The following is a 23588-nucleotide window of genomic DNA, read 5'->3' on the forward strand; positions in this document are numbered from 1 at the left end:
GTTCCTTATGAAGGAACATGAGTGGCGTTATAGTGCCCAGCGCTCAGTAGTTCAAGACGAAAGAAACAGGACTCCCGGTGCTGGTGTGCTAGTTGACAGAGGCCTTGAACTCGTCGCGTCTGTTCTTGGCCCAGGCTTCCTCATTGGAGCCGGGAACTGCCGGATATTCTTCGCCATAACTGATGATCGTGATACGATCGGAAGCGATGCCCATGAGAACCAGATATTCATAGGCCGCCCGCGCCCGGCGTTCGCCAAGGGCCATGTTGTACTCGTTGGTGCCGCGCTCGTCGCAATGCCCTTCGATAAGCAGGCTTAAGGCCGCATGCGTCTTCAGCAGCTCCGCCTTTTCCGCCAGGACCTGGCGGGACTGGTCCGACAGCTCGCTTCTGTCGAAGGCAAAATAGATCCGATCGGCTCCGATCTTGTCGATAGCCTGGCGCTGCAGCTCGGCCAGGCGCTGCGCTTCAAGCTGTGCGGAGCTGAGGCCGCCCGCGTCCGGGCTTGAACTTGCGGCAGAAGTGCCGGCAGGGGTGGAGCTCACTTTCTTGGAACAACCGCCGGCCATTGCAAGGCTGAACGCCAGCACAATCAATACGAACATGCTTAATTTTCTCATGAAATCCCCCTGTGGTGAAGATGTTGAAAAATATTCTCATCCATTTTTACGTGCGTATATAACACATGTGTAAAACAAAGTGTAGAATAATTATTTCAAATGATTCGCCCCTTCAAAATAATCACGCGCCAGGACATGTCCCGGCCTGTAAGAATCACTCCTCACGTGCACCAATACCCGCCGAAATCTGTCGATTAAAGAGCAACCCGTTGACCTTTATCGCGTGAAGGTTAAAAAGAATGCTCAAATGTTTCGGCCTGATCGCTGGAAACAATTTTTTTTCGCAAACCGTTAACCCCTTCGAGGACGCCGGCGTGGAACGCTTTCAATTCGATTCTTCACGGCTCCCGGCCTTGCAATGTTTCCCATCTGTGCTAAATTTAAACCATGAAATCGACCTGATATGGAAATCAACCATCTGCCAGGAGGTAGAGTGATGAGCATGTTTTCCAAAATTCTCTGTCCTGTGGATTTTTCCGAATCCAGCGCGGACATAGCCAAGACTGCCAGGGAATTCGCCCTCAAATTCAATGCTGAAATTCTTGTCGTGTACGTTGCGCCCTCGATGATCCAGTACGAGATCTTCGACCTGCCTGCCGCCTCCCTGCCGCAGCTTGTCGGGGATATTGTCAGCGGGGCGGAAAAAACCATGACCGAATTCGTGGCCAAGCATTTCCCTGATGTAAATGCGACAGGAAAGGTGGTCAGCGGCGACGCGGCCGAAGCCATCGTCACCCTGGCCCAGGCGGAAAAAGCGGACATCATCATCATGTCCACGCATGGTCGCCAGGGCCTGAACCGCCTTCTTTTCGGTTCCGTGGCCGAAAAAGTCGTCAAGACATCGGCCGTGCCCGTCATGACCATCCGTCCACAATAACAATCCTCCTCCTGCGGCCCCTGAGGGGCCGCAGGAGCCTGCCATGTCAGCCAGACTTTTTTCCTTAAGGTGCCGTTGCGGCACACTGTGTTCCGTCGTCGCCTACGCGCTGACCATGCTGTGCGTGTTCTGGGTCGTGCTGCGCGGGGCGGAAAGCATGGGCTACAACTGGCAATGGTACCGGGTTCCGCGCTTCATCCTGCTCCCGGACGGCAGCCCCGGCCCCCTGTTGCAGGGCGCGGGCATCACCCTGCTCGTTTCGGCTCTGGGCTTTGTCGGCGCGGCGGTCCTGGCCTTGGGCACGGCGCTGCTGCGCCTCTCGGGTTCCGTGGTCGGCCAGGCCGCGGCCCGCTGCTACCTGGAGTTGATCCGCAACACGCCGCTGCTGGTCCAGATCTTCTTTGTCTATTTCGTTCTCGCCCCGGCCGTGGGCCTCGGACGACTGCCGTCCGCCGTACTGGCCCTGGCCCTGTTCGAAGGGGCCTACGCTTCGGAAATCATCCGAGCCGGTATCCTGGCCATCCCGCGCGGCCAATGGGAAGGCGCGCTGAGTCTCGGCATGAGCAGGGCCAGCGTCTACATGCAGGTCATCCTGCCACAGGCGTTGCGCAACATCCTTCCCCCTCTGACCAGCCAGGCCGTATCGCTCATCAAAGACTCGGCGCTGGTCTCGACCATCGCCATTTACGACCTGACCATGCACGGGCAGGCCATTATCGCGGAGACGTTCCTGAGCTTTGAAATCTGGTCTGTCGTAGCGGCCATCTATCTTGTATTCACAGTCACTCTATCGTCGCTGGCCAGGCTGCTGGAAAAGCGTTCATCATCACCACACTTGGAGGGATCATGTACAGAATAACCGCAATCTTAATCGTGTGTCTCAGCCTCAGCGCAGGGTTCATGCCGAGGGAGAGCTCGGCTGCTGAAAAAAGCGTACTCGACCAGGTCATGGAACGAGGGGTACTGCGCGTGGGATTCGACACCTTCGTGCCCTGGGCCATGAAGGACAAAAACGGTGACTATATCGGTTTCGAGATCGACGTGGCCCGCAAGGTGGCGGCGGACATGGGCGTCGAGATAGAATTGGTGCCCACCAAATGGTCCGGCATCATCCCGGCCCTGTTGACCGGAAAATTCGACATCATCATCGGCGGCATGGGCATCCAGCCCTCCCGCAATCTCAAGGTCAACTTCAGCAGCCCGTACGAATTCTCCGGCATGTCCCTGGTCGCAAGCATTGCGGCAGCGCCGAACCTGTCGTCGCTCGACGATTTCAACAAGCCGGAAATCATCCTGTCCGCAAAGACCGGAGCCTCCTCCGTGGCCGCAGCCAAGAAACACATACCCAAAGCCACCGTGCGCATGTTCGACGACGAGGCCCAGGCCCTGCAGGAGGTCCTGAACGGCCGGGCGCATGCCATGGTCGCATCGGCCCCCTTTCCCGAACAGCAGGCGATTCGCAACAAGGACACGTTATACCTACCGCTGCAGGGTGAAACCTTTGCCCAAGAACCCATCGGCTTTGCGGTGCGCAAGGGCGACCATGACTTCCTGAACTTTTTGAACAACTGGGTGCTTGTGGCCGGAACCGAAGGCTGGTTGGCCGAAAGATATGCATACTGGTTCAAGACCATGGACTGGGAAACCCAGATCAAGTGATTCCCGCAACGCGCCAGACCCCAGGCGGCGGACTTCAGGCTGGGAAAGTTCCCAGGCCGCCCCTGACAAAACTCGACGCTGTCCTGCTCATTTTGCTTGCAGGCTGTGCCTGGTACGTTGTCTGGCGCGTAACCACCCATAATGCAAAGCCCTGGGAGTGGGCGGTGCTCGGTCAGTATCTGGTGCGCGCGGACGGGGGGCCAGGCTTGCTGCTGCAGGGCCTCTTCACCACCCTGCGCCTGACCTGCTGGTCCGCGGTCATCGCCCTTTTCCTCGGCGTATGGGCCGGGCTGGCGCGCACCAGTCCCAGCCTGTACCTGCGGCTGGTGGGCAGCACCTATGTCGAACTGTGCCGCAACCTGCCGCCCCTGGTTCTCATTTTTCTGTGTTATTTTTTTCTGGCCGACCAGATCGCCCCGACCATCGGCCTGCAGGACGCACTGCGCACGGCCCCGGACACAGTCAAGGCCGTGGCCGGAGTCCTGATCGGCCGCCTGGATCAGGTCGACGCCTTTGTCACGGCGGCCTTCACCCTTGGGCTCTACGAAGGAGCGTATGTCGCTGAAATCGTGCGCGGGGGAATCCGATCGGTGGATGCCGGGCAATGGGAGGCGGGACGTGCGCAGGGGTTCCCGCGCTTTGGGCTCATGGTCTTCATCATCATGCCCCAGGCGGTGCGGAACATGATCCCCCCGCTGGCCGGGCAGATCATCTCCACCATCAAGGACTCGGCCATCGTGTCGGTCATCTCCATCCAGGAACTGACCTTCCAGGGCATGCAGCTCATGGCCACGACCTACCTGACCATGGAAGTCTGGACCTGCGTGGCGCTCCTCTATTTCGTGCTGACCTTCTCCTGCTCCATGGGCGCGGCCCGCCTGGAACATCGGCTGCGGCGCAGCTACACGGACTGATCAGAACTCGCAACGGACGCCGGCGTAATAGCCACGTCCGTATTCGGAGCGCGGGGCCGGCACGTCTCCAGACCCGATCTGCGACACTCCGACGTGCCCGTCTGCCGCGAACACATTGAAGACATCGAGCATGAGACTCATGGTGAAAAGTTCTTCCTTCACGACGTCGAGTTCGAGCGAGACGTCCGTGACCAGGCTGCCGGAGATGATTCCCGTCTTGTAGGCGTCATGATAGAGGCCATCCTCGTCAAGCCATTTGGAACTCGACGTGGTTTTCTTCTTTTCCGCGGTGCCGTAAGGCGTCTCGTCGAATGTCCGCGCATCGTTCTTGAGCCCGGAGGTAGAGTCCCTCCAACGGGACACGCAATTGACCCGAAACCTGTCATCAAAAAAAAGCCCCATCCAGCGCAGGGTCACCACGGCGGGCGCGTTGTAGTCGTCGGGCGGAAGGGAACTGCGATCCACCAGTTCCCCCTCGTAGAAAACCCTGTCGTAATCGTACTCGTAGCCATTTGATTCCTCGTACTCGTCGATCTCGCTATCGAAAGCGCCATTGAACGTTTTGGTTCTGGATTGCGAGACTCCGAGGGACAGGGAGTGCGATCCAAAACGCTTTGTCTCGAAAGAGCGGGCCAGGGTCAGAGAAATACCGTCGTAGGTACTTTTGCCGTCATTGGTCAGTTCGTACACGTCCTCTTCCCGGGCTTTGCTGATGATCTGCTTGCGGTGGTCCCGATGCACGAATTCCAAGCCGTATTCGAACCCGGCGACATCCCCGAGTAAGCCCCCCATGAGTTCATCGGAATAGGGGGTGTCCAGTCCCTTGGCCTCGTAGCTCTGGTCATCGCTCACCTTGACCGGCGGCAGGTTGTCGGGATCGGTATTGTACCGGATGAGCAGTGACGATGACGGTCGATACCGGTCGAAGGCATAGGCCCGAAGCTGACCGCCGTAGTATCGGTTGACCCCGGCCACCACGCGCAGAGCACCGTCCCCCATGGTGTCAAGTTCCATCTTCAAGCGAGTGGAGATATCAGTATTGTGCGAGAAGTCGTCATAATCGACACGCAAGCCGGGAGTGAGGGTGAACCGGCTCCATTCCATCTCGGCCTGAACGTACCAGCCTAGCGTGTTGAGTGTCCGACGCTGATCGCTTTCGGGATACGTCGTGAAAACCTGAGTCCATTTTCCAGAGGAAGGCAGCGTCAGAATTTCCATTCGAGCTTCTTCGTTCCACATGTCCGTAGTCACGTTGCTCAGAGTAAGACCCGAAGAAAGCCCCCAACTGAGGTCTCCGGTCTTGAACGTGGACAAATCAACGTCCAACCCGGCATCGATGCCCCGGTTGACGACCTTGGCATCGCCGAGCCCTCCTCGATAGTACCAGTCCTCTTCCGGCACCCCGGTTCCGGCATACGTTTCCCGCAAGTTGCTCATGGAATCCCTGCTGTACCCGTTCCGCGAATAGGCGACTCGTCCGCCGAGCTCGCCCCATGTTCCGCCTAGCGTGGCCGACCCGGCCAGACGAAAGGCTTCGTTTTGCGTTTTCCAATCGCTGTTCTCGTACAAGGGCTTCCAGCGCTCTTCGCTATACGGCGCGTAGGTGGCGTCCAGGGTCAATTTCAAGTCATCGTCAGGCGTGAAAAGCAACTTCGTAAAAAAATTCTCGCTGCTCCGCTTCTGATCCTTGTCATAGAAAGAATCCTCAGGCGTCTCCATCTTTAGCGGTATGACCGAACGCCGCTGCGAAGCCGCCACCAAAAGAGCGACGTTATCCGTAAGAGGACCGTCCGCGCCGGCCCGAAGAGCATAGGTCCGGAAACGCGGCTGGTTGGCGGACGTGGTTGAATCCTCGTTCACGCCCCGCAAGTCGAACCACTCGCTGCGGGAATGCCCGCCCGAAAAAACCGCGTGCCAGCGGTCGATGCGCGGATCAATAAGCTCCGCCCCCACGACTCCGCCCACGAACCCGCCATACTTTGCCGGAACATTGCTGGTATAGACCGTAACGGTGTCCACCAGGCTGGAATCATAAAAAATCGTCTGGTCACCGCCATTCACGTGCAGGTCATTGGGGCCGATACCGTCGCCGTCGGCGTCCAGCCCGCTAGGATTAAGCGTGTTCGTCACGCTCATGCCGTCGATGAGAAAATTGTTTTCGTAGGGTTTGGCTCCGGCGATGGAGACGCGGGGCGGGCGGATTTCACCACCCGTCAGACTGGAGGTATCTTCGTTGGAAAACTGGACGTTGGAGAAGCCCTTGATGGCTTCGGTGATAGACCCGGTATGGGAGGGCAGGGATTGCAACTCCGCGCCTTCGATCGTCGCCTTGCCGGATTGATGTTTGTCCCCCAGCACGTTCACCGGCTCAAGCTGATAAACAACATCGCCCTGGTCAGTCAGGAGAGCCTGCCACTGGTCTGCGGAACCTTCGGAGCGGCCACTGGCATTGTGCGGACTGGTCCCGTTTCCTGACCCGTGATCGTCCCTCTCTGCAACTGATTGCGAGCCATGGGGCACCATCGGGAAGGTTCCGTCCGTCAAGTTTTCTGCCCGGGCGCTGCCCTGAATCAGCAAGAACAACAGAAAAAAAAGAGAGTACGCGCCTCCCCTTTTTTTCCTGACTTTTTTCGAAGCCTGATGGTTGCTCTTTTTTCCGACAAATGCCACGCACCTGTTGCACAGTAATTATCTGACGCAGAAAACTACCTGAAGTATGTATTACAAAAGATCAAGTACTCCATGCGAACCCTGATTTTCATACTCACATTGCTACTTATCCCGCAACCAGCGCGTGCCATCCCGGATATTCCCCTTGATGTCAGTAAGTTGGATATTTCCTTCGAGCGGGGCAGCCACAACAGCGTCATCGCCTCCGCCCAGGATTCCCAAGGCTATATTTGGCTGGCCTCCATTCGCGGCCTGCATGTGTATGACGGTCGGGCGTTCCGTCCCGTGCTCAACGAAGTATTGCAGGGAAATAACATTCGAGACATTCGGATCGACGCCAACGACGTCCTGTGGGTGGGCACCAATTCTGGCGTGCTCGCCTACCCGCTGGCAACAAAAACCCCGCGCTGGTACCAGATGGCCAAGACACCCGCAGGGTTCCCCGCCACAAGCGCCAACATCATCTACCAGGATCAGAAAGGCTCTCTCTGGGCGGGAACAGGCAACGGCGGGCTGCACCGCTACGAGCCCTCCTTCGACAAATTCGAGAGGATCGACATCATCCCCCCGGATCCGGATACTCCCTGGACGGTTTTCGACATCGCCGAGAATGCCCAGCGCGACATGTGGCTGGGCACGGGACAGGGCGTACTTCGGTTGACAGGCACCAAGGGTCTGGCCACGGCCATTCCCTTGTCCACGGGCGAATCCTACTCTGCCAAAAAAATCACCTTTGACGGCGCGGGCAACCTCTGGGTCGGCGTAGCGGGTAAAGGCCTGTGGATTCTGCCGGCGCAGGCCTCGCAAAATGAACTCGTTGCCGTGGACGAACTGAAGACGGCACGCATCCTCGATCTCTACACCGACAGCAACGGCGACGTCTGGATTGCCACAGCCCAGGGGCTGTTCCGATATGGCTTTCGCCAAGGCAGCATTTTTCACCACCCCTTCCGCATACCCGGTTCGCAGGGCAAGACACCCCGCTCCATCGCATCCTTCATGGAAACAAAAGCAGGGACGCTATGGATCGGAACGTACAATCACGGGGTGTTGCACCGTCCGCCCTATCCCGGCGCGAAGCTGCTTGAACTGAGGATCAAGGGCCAAAGCGAACCGGTGCAAAACGCCGACATCATCTGCGCAACCAGCCCGGACTCCCGCGTCTATGTCGGTCTCAAGCAAGGCGGCGTTTATCGCTCCGCGCCGCTTGACGTTAATCAGATATCCTTGTCGAACAGTATCGAGATCGAACCATTTCTCGACGCGCCGAGAGTCAACGCGCTGGTCTGGAGCACCGACAATTCCCTTCTTTGCGGCGCCAAGAATGCCCTTTTGCGTGTCACTCCCAATGGTGAGGCGGAGCATAAGCAGCTCGTTTTTAACGACCCCGATCCATCATTGTCGACTCACTCCGTTCGTCACATCGCCCTCATGGATGACGGACGCATCTGGGTCTCCAACACCAAAGAGCTCTATTCCTGGAAACCCGGCGACACCGACGTGCGCAAAGAACTGACCTTCCCCCCGCAAGCGGGAGGTGCATCGGTCATGCGGTCCGGCGCCGAGCTTTGGGTCGCTTATGGGAGCACTCTTCACAAAATCGATCCCCGCTCCGGGCACCAGCGCATGTATGCGCTGCCGGAACCGGCAAACACGGAAGAGGCCATGAGCGTCAAGAGCTTGCTCATGACACGCTCCGAGGAATTGATTGTCGGGACAACGAAAGAGCTGCTCCGCTACAACCTGCGCTCAGGAACCGCCACTCCCGTCCACACGATAGGAAACGAGCACATTCCGAACGTCCTGTCGCTCTGGGCCGACAAGGACGGAGGTACCTGGATGCATACCCAGACAAAAATCTACCATCTTCCGCCCGGATCAAACCAGGCCCGGGAGATGGCTATCGGAGCAAGACACCCCGCCTCCAGCATCACCGCGTCGCCTGCGGTTCTGGACAAGATGCTTGTCTACGGACATTCCGACGGGCTGTTGCTCGTCGATCCGCAGCAACTTTTCTCCCGTCCGCCCACGCTCCCCAAAATATCCGAGATCCGCATTTACGAGCGCAAGGTGCCCGCCACCCCTTTAGGCCGCATGCCCAAAGCCCTGGAGCTCGACCATCTTCAAAACTTCCTGTCCTTTTCTTTTTCCATGCCCGAAATCAGCGCCTTGGACGCACCCCGTTTTGTCTACAAGCTCGAAGGCGTGGACTCCGCCTGGACCGACGCCGGAACGCAGTCGTCAGTCAGCTACGCGCACTTGCAGCCGGGTCGCTACGTGTTCCATCTCAAAGACGGCTTTGACGGCCCTGTCACCGAGTCCGTGAGCATCACCATTCATCCGCCCTGGTGGCTGACGGTGTGGGCCAAGACAAGCTATGCGCTTTTCCTTGCGCTCACCTTCCTGATCTCGTCGTTGCTGCTTGCACGCCTGCAGACCGCCCGCATCCGCAAGGACATGCTCGAAAACCTGGTCATGCAGGACCCGCTGACCGGAGTGCCCAACCGACGCAAATTCCAGGAAGTGCTTGCAGCCGAAAAAAGCCGCTGCAAACGCAGCAACCACCAGATCTCGGTGCTCATGATCGACATTGATTATTTCAAGGGGTTCAACGACCGCTTCGGCCATCAAGCCGGCGACTTGGCCCTGCGCAGCGTCGCTCAGACCCTGAACGCCACGCTCAAGCGACCGGAAGATTTCGTGGGGAGATACGGGGGGGAGGAATTCGTGGTGGTATTGCCCAGCACCAATCGGAGCGGAGCGGAGCGGGTGGCTCAAAAGATTCAGCAGGCCCTTTTCTTGACCAACATTCCCTATCCGGGCTCGCCGCTTTCGGACAGAATCACGGTAAGTCTCGGCATCTCGACATTCAGTCCGCAAACCGACCTGCACATCGATTCGGGACTCTTTTCAGCGGATCAGGCCCTCTACCAGGCCAAACGCAACGGACGGAACTGTTTCTTCTACAAGGACCATTGTCTGGCCCTAACGCCCCTGCGGCAATGACAGGAAGCGGTCCATCCCGCAGACCCGGCACTCATCGCAGCCCGACACGGGGCAGGGCGGGCTGACCATCCCGTGCCTGTACTTGGTCCACTCCGAGTACAGGAACTTTCTCGAAACCCCTATGTCCAGGCGTTCCCACGGGAACACGCTGTCCCGGTCCAGCGGACGATGCAAGACCTGCCGCACCAGTTCTTCAAAGTCCCTGACGGCTGCGGCAAGTCCTGTTTGGGCAGCCCGCTCAAGGCAGGGAAAAATCTCCTCGCCGCCCCTGGCCAGGAACATCTGCACCCGGGCCTGAGCGGGATTCTCTCCCGCGAAACGCATGCCCTTGAAACGTCCGACAGCGCCCTTGAAACGCCGCATGGCCTTTTTGAACCAGTCCTCTTCCGGAATGGCTGCCCACTGCAGGGGAGTCCAGGCCTTGGGCACAAGACAGCTGACCGAGAGGGAGATGAGCTCGACCCCTTTCTTGCGGTTCCCCTGCCCGAGCCTCCTGGCTTCTTCGATGCGGCCCAGGAAAGACTCGAATTCCGCCCAATCCTCTTCATTCTCGTCCGGCCAGCCGGTGATCATGTACAGCTTCAAGGTGCCGAACTGCAGGCGGCTGATGCGCGTCACGGCCTCCAGAAAGGCTTCTTCCGAAAAATGTTTGTTCATGGCCTGACGCAGGCGGCGGCTCGCCCCTTCCAGCGCCAGGGTCACGGAACGGGTGCCGGTATGGCGAAGAAATCCGAGCAGCTCATCGGTCAAGCCATCGGCGCGAAGCGACGACAGCGAAAATTTGACCTTGCGCTCCTGCAACCAACGCAAAAAAGGAAGCAGGTCGGGCCAGTCGGTCAGGGCCGTGCCGACCAGCCCCACTTTCTGCGGAACGCACCGCGTCACGATGTTTTGCAACGTCTCCATCTCGGCATGGCGGGGAGGCTTGTAGATGCTGCCTGCCGCGCAAAAGCGGCAACCGTAAGGACAGCCCCGGTTGACTTCCAGCAGCAGCATGTCCCGGAACTGCGCTTCGGAGCTGACAAAACAGGAATAGGCGGGTTCGCGCAGATTTTTGGACCCGGAGGTGTCGACCAGCCTGCGCACGGGTTCGGGGCTTTTGCCGGGAACCAGCATTCCGGGCAACGCTGCTATGCCTTCAAGAGCCGCGGCCTTCTCCCCGCCGCTGTTCCAGATCCGGACTATCGTATCGGTAACGGCCAAAAGGCCGGCCTCGGCCTCGCCGACAAATATCCCGTCCAGCGCGGGCAGGATCGGAAAAGGATTGAGAAACGCCAAGGGACCGCCTGCCAGAATCATGGGCCAGGAGTGGCGCTCCTCGGCTCTGACGGAAATGTCCGCATTCTGCAGCAGTCTGATGACCGTGGGAAAATCGCCTTCGAAATTGAGGCTGAAAAGAACAAGGGGGAAGAGGCCCAGGTCACGTCCGGAGTCAACGGACCTGGGCCTCGGGGAAGTGGGGTCCCAGAAGAAACGTTCGACGGCCAGCTCCTCGCAACTCGCGAGCAGCCGGTAAACAACCTGCCAGCCCAGGGTGGAGAGCGCGTGCTGCGCGGCTTCCGGAAAAACCAGAGCCACGGGCAGCCGTCCTCCCCATTCCTTCAGTTGCGGGACTGTTCGGCCTAGATAGAGCTCGGACACAGTTCCCTCCACGGGCGGGCTGACACGCCTTGAATACTGATAATTCTAGTCTGCCTGCATTCTGATGAACGACGGAATTTCAAACTCCTCCTCTTCGAACAGGAACTCGGCGTCCTCGCCACCGTTCACGATCTTGCGGGGCTCATGCCGCCGCTCTTCCACGCCGGGCTGGGTCTTGGCCCTGATATAAGCGGGCACGCTCAGATCGGCGCTTTCGTTGACCGTAATCTTGCGGGTGCGCGGACGGATGAACGTCCCCTCGCTTTCAGCGCCAAGCCGGCTCGCGGCCGGGTTCGCGGCGAACGGAGTGACCTTGGTTCCTTTTTCCAGGGGGGCATTGCCGTCCTGAATGCCGGTGGCGATGACGGTGATGCGCATTTCGTCCACGCAATCCATGTCGAAGACCGTACCGAAGTAGATCTTGGCATCCTCATGAGCGGCTTCATGCACGATGCTGGCGGCTTCGCTGACTTCTTCGATGGTCAGGTCGGGTCCGCAGGTGATGTTCATGAGCACGCCGCGAGCGCCGTCGATGGTCACGTCTTCCAGCAGCGGGCTGGTGATGGCCTTCAGCGCCGCCTCGCGAGCTCTGCCGTCGCCGGAAGCGATGCCCGTGCCCATCATGGCCAGACCCATCTCTTCCATGACCGCCTTCACGTCGGCGAAGTCGAGGTTGATGAGGCCGGGGACCATGATCAGGTCGGAAATACCCTTCACGGCGTGAAAAAGGACTTCGTCGGCCTTGCCCAGCATGTCGACGAACGAGGCCTTCTTGGAGGCCAGGGTCAGCAGGCGGTCGTTGGGGATGGTGATGATGCTGTCGACGATGTCGCGCAGCTCCTTGATCCCGCGTTCGGCCTGCTGCTGGCGGCGCTTGCCTTCAAAAAAGAAAGGCTTGGTCACGACGGCCACGGTCAGCGCGCCCATGTCCTTGGCCACCTGGGCGATGACCGGAGCCGCGCCCGTGCCCGTGCCGCCGCCCATGCCGGCGGTGACGAAGACCATGTCGCAGTCGCCCAGGATGTCCCGGATCTGGGCCTGGCTCTCCAGGGCCGCGTCCCGGCCCATGTCCGGATTGGCGCCAGCGCCGAGGCCCTTGGTCAGCTTGTCGCCGAGCTGGATCTTGTATTCTGCCTGCGAATGTTTCAGGGCCTGCATGTCCGTGTTCGCGGCGATGAAGGTCACGCCTTGCATGGCGGCCTTGATCATGTTGTTCACCGCGTTGCCGCCTCCGCCACCCACTCCGATGACTTTGATCAAAGCATTGTCTTCGCGTTCAATTTCTAGGAAATCCATACTTCCCCCCACGTTTGCATTGTTCCGTTCTCCGTTTCCCCGTGCTCGTCAAACCCGTCAACTGATGTCCACGAACCATTTCTTCATCCGCGCCAGGATGGAGTGAAAGATGTTCTTGTCGCGGATGCGGATCTTGCTGTCCCGCCCGTGCTTTTCCGCGCCATAGAGCAAGAGCCCCACCGCCGTGGCGTAGGTGGGGCTGTCCACCACATCCTTGAGCCCGCCCACTCCGGCAGGCGAACCCGTCCTGGTCGGCAGGTTGAAGACCTGCTCCGCCAATTCCTGAATCCCTTCGATGCGCGAGGCGCCGCCGGTCAGCACCACTCCCGCGCCGATAAGCTTTTTGTACCCGGAGCGGATCAGCTCCTGGTCCACCAAGGCCAGAAGCTCCTCCATGCGCGGCTCGCAGATCTCGGCCAGGACCTGCCTGGTCAGCTTGCGCGGCTCGCGGCCCCCGACGCTCGGCACCTCGATGATCTCGTCCTTCTTGACCAGCTCCGCCAAGGCGCAGCCGTACTTGATCTTGATCTTCTCGGCGGCCTGGGTCGGCGTGCGCAGACCAAAGGCGATGTCGTTGGTCAGGTTGGTCCCGCCAAGGGCGATAACCCCGGTGTGCTTGATGGAGTTGCCATGAAAAATTGCAATATCCGACGTGCCGCCGCCGATGTCGACCAGGGCCACGCCGATCTCGCGTTCCTCGTCGGTCAGCACGGCCTTGGAAGAGGCGAAGGCTTCGAGCACGATGTCTTCAACGTCGAGGCCGGACTTATGACAGCTCTTGACGATGTTCTGGGCGCTGGTCACGGCGCCGGTGACGATGTGCACCTTCACCTCAAGCCGCACACCGGCCATGCCCAAGGGATCGGCGATGCCGGTCTGGTCATCGACGATGTATTCCTGGGGCAGGATGTGGATGACCTCCCGGTCCAGCGGAATGGCCACGGCCTTGGCCGCGTCGATGACTCGCTCGATGTCGCGGGCAGTCACTTCGCCGCCCTTGACGGCGATCACGCCATGGCTGTTGAAGCCCTTGATGTGGCTGCCCGCGATCCCGGCGTATACGGCCCGGATCTCGCAGCCGGCCATGAGCTCGGCTTCTTCGAGGGCCTTCTTGATGGACTGCACGGTCTGTTCAATGTTGACGACCACGCCCTTCCGAAGGCCCGTGGACGGGCTGGTGCCGATGCCGATGATATCCACCAGCGAGTCCGTCCCCACCTCACCCACAACGGTACATATCTTGGTCGTTCCGATGTCCAGACCGACAATCAATTCAGACTTGGCCATACTTCCCCTCATCTCCCGGCCCTGGCCGGCATGCTTTCCCTAGAGTGTTTGATCGGCGTGTAGCCTGATCCATGCCCGCCCGGGCATGACAAACATGAATTCGGTGCGATCCAGCTCGCCCCGGCGCCCCAAATCAGCCCAAACCTTGGTCAGGCTTTTCAGCGCGGAATCCAGATCCGCACCATCCAACTGCACGAGCACCCGTGGCTTTTCCAGAAATATGCTGAACTGATCCGCGCTGTCCTGCCGCAGCCAGGCGATCTGGCTCATGCCGAACGGCAGAGAGTTCCGGGCAACCTCATCCAGCAGGGTCCTGATTCCGTTTCCCACCTGCACGCCCTCTTCCGTTTCCAGCAGCGGAAGCGAAATGAACTTGTCCACGCTCACGGCCGCGATGGTTTGCCCGTTCACGTCCGCGTAGTAGAGTTGTTCGTCGCGGCGCGTCAGAAAGGCCGGTTCACGCTCCTTCACCTCGATGATCAGGCCGTCGGGCAGAACCCTGGTCACGGCCACGCTTTCCACCCATTCACTGGCGGCGATGCGGCGCTGCACCTCCGCGATGTTGATGCTCAAGACATTTGATCCCGTGCTGACCCCGCCCATTTCCGCAATCTCGTCGCGGCCAAGCCGCTGGGAGCCTTCGATCTGCAGATTGGCGAGCGCGAAAAACTCATGGGTCGTGACCCACCGGTAGGCAAAAAGAATTCCGAAACTGACCACGACCACCGCGGCAATGCCCAACGTCCAGCGCGTCAGGAGGAAAACCGTGCGCCCCAGGCCAAGAAGAAGTCCGCCAAGCACCGCGCCCGTGTTCACGGGTTGCTTGCGCTCCTTGCGCCGGGCTACGTTCCGGCGAATCTTCTTGCCCATGACCGCAGTGCTCACGGATTTTTCACCTCTTCGTCCAGATAACCCTGGCCGACAGTCCAAATGCTGCCCGCGCCCAGCGTCAAAAACAAATCGCCTTCCTGCAGGATCTCGCCAAGAGCGGCCTGCATGGAACCAAAATCCTCGAAAAATCGCACCGGCGTGCTCGTGACCTGCCTGATGGCCTGAGCCAGACTCTGACCGCTGACTCCGGGGATGGGCGATTCGCTGGCCGGATAAATTTCGGTCAGCAGCAGCTGATCGACCCCTGCGAACACTTTGGAAAAATCACCGAACAGGGCCTGCGTCCTGGTGAACCTGTGCGGCTGAAAAGCCACCACCAGCCGCTTGTGCGGATAACAAAGCCTGGCGGTTTCAAGGGTGGCTGCGATTTCCGTCGGATGATGGCCGTAGTCGTCAACGACCAGAACTCCGTTCCGCTCGCCCTTGTGCTCAAATCGGCGCCCCACTCCGGCGAACGCGCCCAGCCCGTGGATGATGTCCTTTTTGGGTACCCCGGCTTCCATGGCCACGCCAATAGCGGCCAGCGCGTTCAGGACATTGTGCCGGCCGGGATGGGTCAGGGTCACCTCGCCCCAGAATTCGCTCTGTCGATAGACGTTGAATCTCGACCCCGCCTCGCAGCTGATGATCTCGGCACGCAAGTCGTTTTCTTCCCCGAATCCGTAAGTCATGACCGGGCGGCGGACCCGGGACAGGATCGATTGCACGCCCTTGTCATCGCCGCAGACCACGTTCAGGCCGTAAAACGGCACGCTGTTCATGAAGTCGACAAAGCTGTCCCGGATTTCGTCCAGATCCTTGTAATAATCGAGATGGTCGGCATCGACGTTGGTGACGATGGATATTCTCGGCAAAAGGCACAGAAACGATCCGTCCGACTCGTCGGCTTCGGCGATGAGATAGCGGCCCTGGCCGAGCATGGCGTTGGAGCCGTAGGCGTTGAGACGCCCCCCGATGATCACGGTGGGATCGAGATGGGCTTCCATGAAAATCGTGGCCAAAAGCGAGGTGGTCGTGGTTTTTCCGTGGGTACCGGCCACGGCCACGCCAACTTTCAAGCGCATCAGCTCGGCCAGCATTTCCGCACGCGGGATGATCGGCACGCCGTGGGCCCTGGCTTCCTCCAGCTCGGGGTTGTCCTCGCTCACGGCCGTCGAGCGGACCACGACCTGCGCGCCCTGCACGTTTTTCCTCTCGTGTCCGGCATGGACCGTAGCTCCGAGAGTTTCCAGGCGCAGCGCCACCGGCCCCTTGACCAGATCCGAACCCGACACTTCATAGCCGAGGGTCAAGAGCACTTCGGCGATGCCGCTCATGCCTGCGCCGCCAATGCCGACCATGTGTATTTTTTTGATCTTCGACTTCATATTCACCGTCTGTCACGCCGCGCTTTACTCGACGCCAAATCCTGCAATTGAGCCACCACCCGGTCTCCGGCGTCGGGAATACCCGCTTCACGGGCGGCCCGGGCCATTCTGGCCAGATTTTCCGGCATTTGAAAAAGATCACCCACCACCGAGGACAAATTCAATTCTTCCAATTGACGCTGCTGAATGACCAGAGCCGCCCCGACCTTTTCCAGGGAGCGGGCGTTCTTGAGCTGGTGGTCGTGCGTCGCGTAGGGAAAAGGAACCAGGATGCTCGGCTTTCCCGCGACGGTGAGTTCGGCGATGGTCGTGGCCCCGGCCCGGCAGATGACCAGATCGGCGAAGCGGTAAGCCTCGTGCATGTCGCTGATGAACGGCTCCACGCGCGCAGCAGGGTATTTCTCGGCGTAAACGTCGCGGATAGCCTCGAATTCGTCCTTTCCCGTCTGATGCCAGATGCCAAGGCCCAGCTCTTTGAGCCGATCCAGTTCGCGCACCACGAAACCATTCAGGGCCGAAGCGCCCTGGCTGCCTCCCACAATCAAAATATTGCGCCCCAGCATGCGCCGTTCATCACGCAAAGAGCGAATTTCGGCACGGACGGGGTTGCCGGTGACAACGGCGTTGTCGCCGCCAAAGGCCGCGGCTTCCATATCGCCAAAGCTGACCAGGATGCGGTCGACGCGACGCGCCAGAATCCGGTTGGTCACCCCGGGTACGCTGTTCTGCTCATGAATGGCCGAGGGGATGCCCATGAGGCTTGCCGCCAGGGGGCAGGAAAATCCCGCGTATCCGCCCAGCCCCAGCACCACGTCCGGCTTGAACTCACGCAGCAGCCGCCAGGACTTGTAGAGACTGCGCCCCAGCCATACGGCCGTGGCCGCGTTCTTGATGCCGCGCCCCAGAACGCCCTGGGCAGGCAGGGCCACAAAAGGCAACCCGGCCGCCCGCGCCCATTCGCCTTCGGGTCCGCGCTCCGACCCCACGAACAGAATCTCGCAGCCTGGCACTGCGGCGCGAACAGACTCCGCCACGGCCAAAGCTGGGAAAATGTGGCCTCCGGTGCCGCCTGTGGTCAGGATCAAACGTTTCATGCCTTGACCTTCCGGGACAGGTTGAGCAGCACCCCGGTACAGAAAAAAGCGGCCAGCAGATGGCTGCCGCCATAGCTCAAAAACGGCATGGGCACGCCCTTGGGAGGAATTGCGCCCAAAACAACGCCCATGTTCAGGATTCCGCCGACAATCACGATCGCCCCCATGCCGAAGGCGGTGATGCGATCGTGCATGGAAGCCTGCCTGATACTGATCGCGAGCGTCCTCCACAGGACCACGCCGAGCAGGATGATGATGAGCGATACGCCGACAAAACCCAACTCTTCGCCGAGTACGGACATGATGAAGTCATTGTGCGCTTCGGGCAGGAAGAAAAGCTTCTGCTTGCCCTCGCCCAGCCCCTGTCCGACCCATCCGCCGGAACCCAGCCCGTAAAGCGACTGCACCAGCTGATACCCCGAGTTCTGGGCGTCCTGGAACGGATCCAGAAAGGAAAAGACCCTTCTGAACCGATACGGCGAATTGACCACCAGCAGCGCCGCCGAGACCAGGGCCAGGATGATGGCCGAGCCCAGGAAAATGATGCGTGTTCCGCCGACCAGACACATCAGAAAAAGCAGCCCCGCCAGAAACACCGCGCCGCCGAAATCCGGCTGCAGCAGCAGCAGAAAACAGAGGCTGCCGGTCACGATGATCGGCGGCAGAAAACCCACGCTGAACGTTTTGACCAGATCCTGCTTGTTGGCGAAAAAATAGGACAGATAGAAAACCAGCGCGATTTTCGCGGCCTCCAGCGGCTGAACCGAAAAAGGCCCTATCCGCAGCCAGCGGCTTGCTCCGCCCGCAGTGGTGGCGAATGGCGAAAAAACGGTCATGAGCAGAAGTCCCGCCGCCAGCAAAATCCAGAGGTAGGTGTGGCGATAGAAAAATTCCATGTTCGCGCGGGCCGCGATTGTCAGCACGACGCCCCCGGCGACCATGAACAGCACCTGCTTCCAGAACAGGGCGTACTTGTCGCCGTAAACCTTCTCGGCCATGATTCCGCTTGCGCTGAGGACCATGATGAGCCCGATGGAGGCCAGGCAAATCACCGCCCCCAAAAGGATGACGTCAAAGCTCATGAGTTGGCGGGCCGCTTCGCGCTGAGTGATCCTCATGATGCGCCCTCCACCCATTCGCGTACCGCACGCTGGAAAGTCTTGCCCCGCTCCTTGTAGTTGGCAAAAAGGTCAAAGCTGGCCGTGGCGGGAGACAGCAGCACGCACTCCCCGCTGCGGGCGTCGGCGGCGGCCCTGAACACGGCCTCTTCCAGCGTCGCATCCCAGCTGATTTCCTTGCCGCAATCACTCCAGGCCTCTTCAAAAATTTCCCGCGACTGCCCGAACAGATACACGGCGCGAACCTTCTCACGCAGAACCGGCAACACCGCTCCAAGATCACCGCCTTTGAACACGCCGCCTGCCAAGAGACGCACGGGACGGTCCTGGCTTTTGAGCGCCGCGATCATGGAGTCGATGGTCGTGGACTTGGAATCGTCGATAAAAACGATGCCGTTGTGCTCCGCCACGGCCTCGATGCGATGTGCCAGAGTGGAGAAGCCATCGATTCCGCGCTGCACATCCTCCGGGGAAAGTCCGAAATAACGGCAGGCCAGATAGGCAGCTTCCATGTTTTCGCGGTTGTGCTCGCCAGGCAATCCCGGACACGTAAAACGGGGGCTGGCCACGAAATAGACCCTGCGGCTGCGGGTGAAATCCCGTTTCTCCAGCTCATCCTTCATGGACAGTGGCACCACGGCCAGATCCTCTGCACCCATGTGCGTGAACATGGAGAGCTTTGCGCTCAGGTACTCTTCCATGGTCTCATGGTAGTCGAGATGGTTGGCCGAAAAATTGAGCAGCACGCCCACCCGGGGATGGAACGACGGAGAATTCTGCAGCTGGAAACTGGAGACTTCGAGCACCAGGATGTCGGCCTGCTCGGCGCCCAGCAGATACTCGCAAAGTGGCGTGCCGATATTTCCGCCGGTGAAGACCTTTTTGCCGTTTGCTTCCAGGATGCGGCTGATGAGCGTCGTGGTCGTGGTTTTCCCGTTGGTTCCGGTCACCGCGATGATGGGTTCGGACACGAACCAGCTCGCCAGTTCCAGCTCGGACACCACCTGCACGCCTGCAGGCAGGAGCGAGGCTACTTTCGAGCGGGCGATGCCCGGGCTCAAGACAATGAGGTCGGCCCCTTCGAAATGCGCGGGTTTGTGCTCGCCGGCGCAGACCTCAAAGCCCAGGTCGGCGGGAACCTTGGCAGCGCTGGCCTCGTTTTTCTCCAGCACACGCACAGCCGCGCCCATGCGCGCCAGAAGACGCGCCGCCGCGATGCCGGAAGCTCCCGCTCCCAGCACAACCGCGGTGTGGCCGCGAAGCTGATTATCGTGGATGAATTCGCGCATTGCCTTCCTACCTGAGCTTCAGTGTTCCCAGAGCCATGACCGCCAGCAAGAGCGACAGAATCCAGAAACGGATGATGATTTTCGACTCGTGAATGCCTTTCTTCTCGAAATGATGGTGCAACGGAGCCATGCGGAAGATCCTTTTGCCGCCGCTGACCTTGAAATATCCGACCTGCAGGATGACCGACAGGGTCTCGACCACGAAGAGGCCGCCCACGATGACAAGCAGCAGCTCCTGCTTGCACAGGATGGCGATGAACCCGAGGGTGCCGCCGATGCTCAGGCTCCCCACGTCGCCCATGAAGACCTGCGCCGGGAAGGCGTTGAACCACAGAAACCCCAGGCCCGCCCCGACCATGGCGCCGCAGATCACCGTGACCTCGCCGACCCCGGCGATGTAGGACACCTGCAGATAGTTCGCGAGATTCACGTGTCCGGCCACATAGACGAAGAGGGCGAAGCACCCGGCCGAAACCACGGCCGGGCCGATGGCCAGACCATCAAGACCGTCGGTCAGGTTCACCCCGTTGGAAGCCCCGATCATGACGAATAGTCCGAAGGGCACATAAAACCAGGTCAGGTCCGGATTGAAATTCTTGAAAAACGGCACCATGAGCTTGGTCGAATACTCCGGAAACGAGACCAGCAATGAGACCGCGCCCACGCTGACGATGAGCTGCCCCAGAAGCTTGATCCTCGGTGAGAGGCCATCGTTGTGCCTGCGCACAACCTTGATGTAGTCGTCGACAAATCCGACCGCGCCGAAACCAAGAAAGACCAGCACCGTCAGCCAGATGTACTTGTTGGTTAAATCGCTCCACAAAAAGACGCTGACCAGCATGCAGAATCCGAACAGCAAGCCGCCCATGGTCGGAGTTCCGCTCTTGGCCTGATGATCCGGGCCGCCTTCCTTGATATACTGGCCGAATTTCAGCCTACGCAGCCATCTGATACAGATGGGGCCAATGATGATGGACAAGATGAGCGCCGTCAGCATGGCATAGATGGAGCGGAACGTTATGTAGCGAAAAACGTTCAGCATGCTCACTTGGTCGCTTAAGGGGTACAGCAGATGATAGATCACGCCCAGCTCCTCTCCAGAGCAGAATAATACTGCTCCATTTTACAGCCCCGCGACCCCTTGAAGAGCATCACGCCCTGATCGCGGCGCACCGCGTTCAAGGCCTGCAGAACCTCTTCCGCCCCGGACACTTTCATAAAAATACCATTGTAATCGCCCAGTCCATCCTTGACGTCTTCCGCGTAGCGTCCCTGAAAAAAGCAGTGCGATGCGCCCGTGTCCGCGATCAGCCCGCCCAACTCGCGATGAGCGCGGACGCTGTCCCGGCCGAGCTCGAGCATGTCGCCAAGGACCAGCACCAGCCGCTTGCCTTCACCAAGGCGTTTGGCCTCGCCGATGGAGCGGGCCATGGACACCGGGTTGGCATTGTAGGTGTCGTCGATGAAAAGCCACGTTCCGACGCGGGTCTGCACGAAGCGCTGGGCCACCGGGCTGTATGCGGACAGCGCGGACTCGATGGTCGCAAAGGTCATGCCCAGCTCCATGGCCATGGCCACAACCGCAGCCAGATTCTCAGCGACATGGATGCCGGCCGACACCGTGCACCGCAGCTCCTCGTGCCCGACGCGAAAGGTGTAGGAAATTGCGCCCGCAACGTTCTCCTGCCGCAGGCATGAATAGTCGGCCCGGGCTCCGGTTCCGGAAAACGTGACCAGCTTCGGGCTGCGCTTCGTGCTCTCCTGCATGAGCTCGGGATAGTCGGCATTGACGCAGGCGAACCCGCCTTTGCGGACATGATCGAGCAAAACGGCCTTCTGCTCCGCCACTCCGGCCAGACTGCCCAGCCCTTCCAGATGACAGGCGCCGATGTTGACCAGAAGCGCCGCGTCGGGGGCCAGGATATATCCCAGCTCGTCCATGTCTCCAGGACGGCTGATGCCAAGCTCCAGAACCCAGAAATCCTCGTCGCCATCCATCTCCAGAATGGACAGGGGCAGGCCAATCTGGTTGTTCAGATTGCGAAAATTCTTGGCGGTGCGACCTGCCGCCGACAGCACCTGCGCCAGCATCTCCTTGACCGTGGTCTTGCCCGCCGATCCACTCACCCCGATAACCCTGGCGCGGGTCTTTTCCCGCCAGGCCCGGGCCAGCCGGCCCAGCGCCGATGTCGTATCCCGCACCAGCAGCACAGGTACGTCCAGATCGAGAGGTGCGCTGGCCACCACGGCGCAGGCGCCATTTTCCACTGCCTGGCGCGCGAATTCATGCCCGTCGAGCTTTTGCCCGACGATGCAGAAAAAGAGGTCGCCTTTGCGAACGGCCCGGCTATCGATGCAGACCCGGCCCACGGTCAGGTCATGGTCCTGTTCGATGCTTGAGGCCATGGCTGAGGCGATTTGCGTCAGGGTCATGTTCATGCCAGGCACTCCCGCACGACCTCGAAGTCCGAAAAATGACGCTTTTCCGTGCCGATGACCTGATAATCCTCATGGCCCTTGCCGGCGATGAGCAGGGCGTCTCCGGGCTGCATGCTCTGTACGGCCAGCGCGATGGCCTTGCGCCGATCGACCTCGCGCAGGACCAGACGCGCGCCGGCCAGGCCCGGTTCGATCTGGTCGAGGATGGACTCGGGATCCTCGGTGCGCGGGTTGTCCGAAGTGACCACGGCCACGTCGGCATGCCTCGCCACAGCGGCCCCCATGAGCGGCCTCTTGCTCGCATCGCGATCGCCGCCGCAACCGAACACCGTGATCAGACGCTTGAAACCCATGCTTTTGAGCGCCACGGATACTTTTTCCAGCGCGTCCGGAGTGTGGGCATAGTCAATAAAGATGTTCAGCTCGCGCGTGTTGGGCACCCTCTCCAGGCGTCCGGGAGCACCCAGAGCCTGACTCAGGCAAGCGCACTGCGCCGCGGTCAGCCCCAGCAGCAGCCCCGCGCCCACGGCCGAAAGCAGATTGTAGGCGTTGTGACGGCCCACCAGACTGGTGCGCAGTTCCCAGGCATTTCCGTCGTGACTGATGCCAAGGGTCATGCCCTCGGTCCCGGCGCCAAGGATCCGGCACCGCAGCTCGGCATCCTCGGAATCGAGTCCGAATCCCAGCAGATCGGGACGCATCATTTTCAGACGCCGCCCATACTCGTCGTCGACATTGACGAGGCCCCGGGCGCAACGCGCCGGGCCATCCAGAAACAGACGGCTCTTGGCCTCGAAATACCGCTCCATGTCCCCATGGTAGTCCAGGTGGTCCTGGGTCAGGTTGGAGAACACGCCCACGGCCATGGGCAACCCGGCGGTGCGTTCCTGATCCAGGGCGTGGGAGGAGACTTCCATGACCAGATCCTCCACGCCGTCGCGGACCATGCGGCCGATGATCCCGTGCAGGCTCAGGCAGTCCGGCGTGGTCATGGTCGCCGCAACCTTCGCTCCGGGCCAGGAACAGTGCACCGTGCCGATGAGACCCGTCATCAATCCATTGGCGCTGAGCAGAAAATGAATCAGATGCGCGGTCGTGGTCTTGCCGTTGGTGCCGGTCACGCCGACAATCCTCGGCAGACGGGACTCCGTCCCGCAGGCAGCGCGGGCCAGTACGCCAAGGGTCTGCGCGGGGTTCGGCACCGCGAGAGTGGAGACGCCTGCGGCCGGGGCGACAGCGACACCCTCTTTGTGCACCACGACCCGTGCGCCGCGAGCCACCGCATCCTCGATGAACCGCGCGCCGTCGACCCGCGTACCTGATAACGCAACGAAAACGTCGCCAGGCGTGACCGCACCCGAATGGGTGCGCAGCCCGGTTCCGCTTCGAAGCATTTCAAGCACGTTCTGTAGATTCATCTG

18 protein-coding genes are annotated in these 23588 nt (G+C 60.1%); 5 read left to right on the forward strand and 13 right to left on the reverse strand.

What is annotated here, in order from left to right; all coding sequences use genetic code 11:
* Positions 1-88: 88 nt before the first annotated feature.
* Entirely contained in the window at positions 89-604 is a 516-nt protein-coding gene (gene pal / locus DBAC_RS12950; RefSeq protein WP_228644888.1) for a peptidoglycan-associated lipoprotein Pal, read from the reverse strand.
* Between the two features lie 451 nt (positions 605-1055).
* Here pal and DBAC_RS12955 point away from each other — a divergent pair, with 451 nt between their 5' ends.
* Genes DBAC_RS12955 through DBAC_RS12970 form a run of 4 tightly spaced genes read left to right on the forward strand, consistent with a single transcriptional unit; the run spans position 1056 to position 4069 of the window.
* Complete coding sequence (locus tag DBAC_RS12955) at positions 1056-1496, forward strand: universal stress protein (RefSeq protein ID WP_015774761.1); 441 nt, start codon at positions 1056-1058, stop codon at positions 1494-1496.
* A 43-nt stretch (positions 1497-1539) separates the two neighbouring features.
* Positions 1540-2355, forward strand: a complete 816-nt coding sequence (locus tag DBAC_RS12960; RefSeq protein WP_015774762.1) for an amino acid ABC transporter permease — start codon at positions 1540-1542, stop codon at positions 2353-2355.
* Complete coding sequence (locus DBAC_RS12965) at positions 2343-3155, forward strand: transporter substrate-binding domain-containing protein (RefSeq protein ID WP_015774763.1); 813 nt, start codon at positions 2343-2345, stop codon at positions 3153-3155. Before DBAC_RS12960 ends, DBAC_RS12965 begins: the two co-directional genes overlap by 13 nt.
* Entirely contained in the window at positions 3152-4069 is a 918-nt protein-coding gene (locus tag DBAC_RS12970; RefSeq protein ID WP_228644890.1) for an amino acid ABC transporter permease, read from the forward strand. Before DBAC_RS12965 ends, DBAC_RS12970 begins: the two co-directional genes overlap by 4 nt.
* Here DBAC_RS12970 and DBAC_RS12975 read toward each other — a convergent pair whose 3' ends face one another.
* A complete protein-coding gene (locus DBAC_RS12975; protein ID WP_143890941.1) occupies positions 4070-6613 on the reverse strand; it encodes a TonB-dependent receptor in 2544 nt (847 codons plus the stop codon).
* A 198-nt stretch (positions 6614-6811) separates the two neighbouring features.
* On the opposite strand from DBAC_RS12975, the gene DBAC_RS12980 reads away from it, so the two are divergent.
* On the forward strand, positions 6812-9745 hold the full coding sequence (locus DBAC_RS12980; RefSeq protein ID WP_015774766.1) for a ligand-binding sensor domain-containing diguanylate cyclase: 2934 nt from the start codon (positions 6812-6814) through the stop codon (positions 9743-9745).
* Here the strand turns inward: DBAC_RS12980 and DBAC_RS12985 are convergent.
* From DBAC_RS12985 to DBAC_RS13035, 11 genes are read right to left on the reverse strand one after another with little or no spacing between them, the layout of a single operon-like run.
* Positions 9725-11386 (reverse strand): radical SAM protein, encoded by a 1662-nt coding sequence (locus DBAC_RS12985; RefSeq protein WP_015774767.1) that lies wholly within the window; start codon positions 11384-11386, stop codon positions 9725-9727. The genes DBAC_RS12980 and DBAC_RS12985 overlap by 21 nt on opposite strands.
* Before the next feature lie 45 nt (positions 11387-11431).
* Positions 11432-12682: a cell division protein FtsZ gene (ftsZ, locus tag DBAC_RS12990; protein WP_015774768.1), complete on the reverse strand. Its 1251-nt coding sequence runs from the start codon at positions 12680-12682 to the stop codon at positions 11432-11434.
* A 57-nt stretch (positions 12683-12739) separates the two neighbouring features.
* Positions 12740-13969, reverse strand: a complete 1230-nt coding sequence (gene ftsA / locus DBAC_RS12995) for a cell division protein FtsA (RefSeq protein WP_015774769.1) — start codon at positions 13967-13969, stop codon at positions 12740-12742.
* Between the two features lie 39 nt (positions 13970-14008).
* Positions 14009-14854: a cell division protein FtsQ/DivIB gene (locus DBAC_RS13000; protein WP_143890943.1), complete on the reverse strand. Its 846-nt coding sequence runs from the start codon at positions 14852-14854 to the stop codon at positions 14009-14011.
* Positions 14851-16227, reverse strand: a complete 1377-nt coding sequence (gene murC / locus DBAC_RS13005; protein WP_015774771.1) for a UDP-N-acetylmuramate--L-alanine ligase — start codon at positions 16225-16227, stop codon at positions 14851-14853. The genes DBAC_RS13000 and murC overlap by 4 nt, the downstream gene beginning before the upstream one ends.
* Positions 16228-16229: 2 nt before the next feature.
* Positions 16230-17321 carry an undecaprenyldiphospho-muramoylpentapeptide beta-N-acetylglucosaminyltransferase gene (gene murG / locus DBAC_RS13010; protein ID WP_015774772.1) on the reverse strand — a complete coding sequence of 364 codons (1092 nt, stop codon included), beginning with the start codon at positions 17319-17321 and terminating at the stop codon, positions 16230-16232.
* Positions 17318-18439: a putative lipid II flippase FtsW gene (gene ftsW, locus DBAC_RS13015; RefSeq protein WP_015774773.1), complete on the reverse strand. Its 1122-nt coding sequence runs from the start codon at positions 18437-18439 to the stop codon at positions 17318-17320. Before ftsW ends, murG begins: the two co-directional genes overlap by 4 nt.
* Complete coding sequence (gene murD / locus DBAC_RS13020; protein WP_015774774.1) at positions 18436-19728, reverse strand: UDP-N-acetylmuramoyl-L-alanine--D-glutamate ligase; 1293 nt, start codon at positions 19726-19728, stop codon at positions 18436-18438. The genes ftsW and murD overlap by 4 nt, the downstream gene beginning before the upstream one ends.
* Before the next feature lie 7 nt (positions 19729-19735).
* Entirely contained in the window at positions 19736-20812 is a 1077-nt protein-coding gene (gene mraY, locus DBAC_RS13025; RefSeq protein WP_015774775.1) for a phospho-N-acetylmuramoyl-pentapeptide-transferase, read from the reverse strand.
* Entirely contained in the window at positions 20809-22167 is a 1359-nt protein-coding gene (locus DBAC_RS13030) for a UDP-N-acetylmuramoyl-tripeptide--D-alanyl-D-alanine ligase (RefSeq protein ID WP_015774776.1), read from the reverse strand. Before DBAC_RS13030 ends, mraY begins: the two co-directional genes overlap by 4 nt.
* Positions 22164-23585, reverse strand: coding sequence for a UDP-N-acetylmuramoyl-L-alanyl-D-glutamate--2,6-diaminopimelate ligase (locus DBAC_RS13035; protein ID WP_228644892.1), 1422 nt, complete (start codon positions 23583-23585; stop codon positions 22164-22166). Before DBAC_RS13035 ends, DBAC_RS13030 begins: the two co-directional genes overlap by 4 nt.
* Between the last annotated feature and the right edge of the window lie 3 nt (positions 23586-23588).

Source organism: Desulfomicrobium baculatum DSM 4028 (assembly GCF_000023225.1).
Taxonomy (GTDB): Bacteria; Desulfobacterota; Desulfovibrionia; order Desulfovibrionales; family Desulfomicrobiaceae; genus Desulfomicrobium; species Desulfomicrobium baculatum.

Excerpts from the sequence above, each read along its gene's own strand:
- DBAC_RS13030 (WP_015774776.1), bottom strand. The coding sequence starts at position 22,167 with ATGAACATGACCCTGACGCAAATCGCCTCAGCCATGGCCTCAAGCATC.
- murG (WP_015774772.1), bottom strand. The coding sequence starts at position 17,321 with ATGAAACGTTTGATCCTGACCACAGGCGGCACCGGAGGCCACATTTTC.
- pal (WP_228644888.1), bottom strand. The coding sequence starts at position 604 with ATGTTCGTATTGATTGTGCTGGCGTTCAGCCTTGCAATGGCCGGCGGT.
- murC (WP_015774771.1), bottom strand. The coding sequence starts at position 16,227 with ATGAAGTCGAAGATCAAAAAAATACACATGGTCGGCATTGGCGGCGCA.
- DBAC_RS12980 (WP_015774766.1), top strand. The coding sequence starts at position 6,812 with ATGCGAACCCTGATTTTCATACTCACATTGCTACTTATCCCGCAACCA.
- ftsZ (WP_015774768.1), bottom strand. The coding sequence starts at position 12,682 with ATGGATTTCCTAGAAATTGAACGCGAAGACAATGCTTTGATCAAAGTC.
- DBAC_RS13035 (WP_228644892.1), bottom strand. The coding sequence starts at position 23,585 with ATGAATCTACAGAACGTGCTTGAAATGCTTCGAAGCGGAACCGGGCTG.
- DBAC_RS12955 (WP_015774761.1), top strand. The coding sequence starts at position 1,056 with ATGAGCATGTTTTCCAAAATTCTCTGTCCTGTGGATTTTTCCGAATCC.
- DBAC_RS12960 (WP_015774762.1), top strand. The coding sequence starts at position 1,540 with ATGTCAGCCAGACTTTTTTCCTTAAGGTGCCGTTGCGGCACACTGTGT.
- ftsA (WP_015774769.1), bottom strand. The coding sequence starts at position 13,969 with ATGGCCAAGTCTGAATTGATTGTCGGTCTGGACATCGGAACGACCAAG.
- ftsW (WP_015774773.1), bottom strand. The coding sequence starts at position 18,439 with ATGAGGATCACTCAGCGCGAAGCGGCCCGCCAACTCATGAGCTTTGAC.
- DBAC_RS12965 (WP_015774763.1), top strand. The coding sequence starts at position 2,343 with ATGTACAGAATAACCGCAATCTTAATCGTGTGTCTCAGCCTCAGCGCA.
- murD (WP_015774774.1), bottom strand. The coding sequence starts at position 19,728 with ATGCGCGAATTCATCCACGATAATCAGCTTCGCGGCCACACCGCGGTT.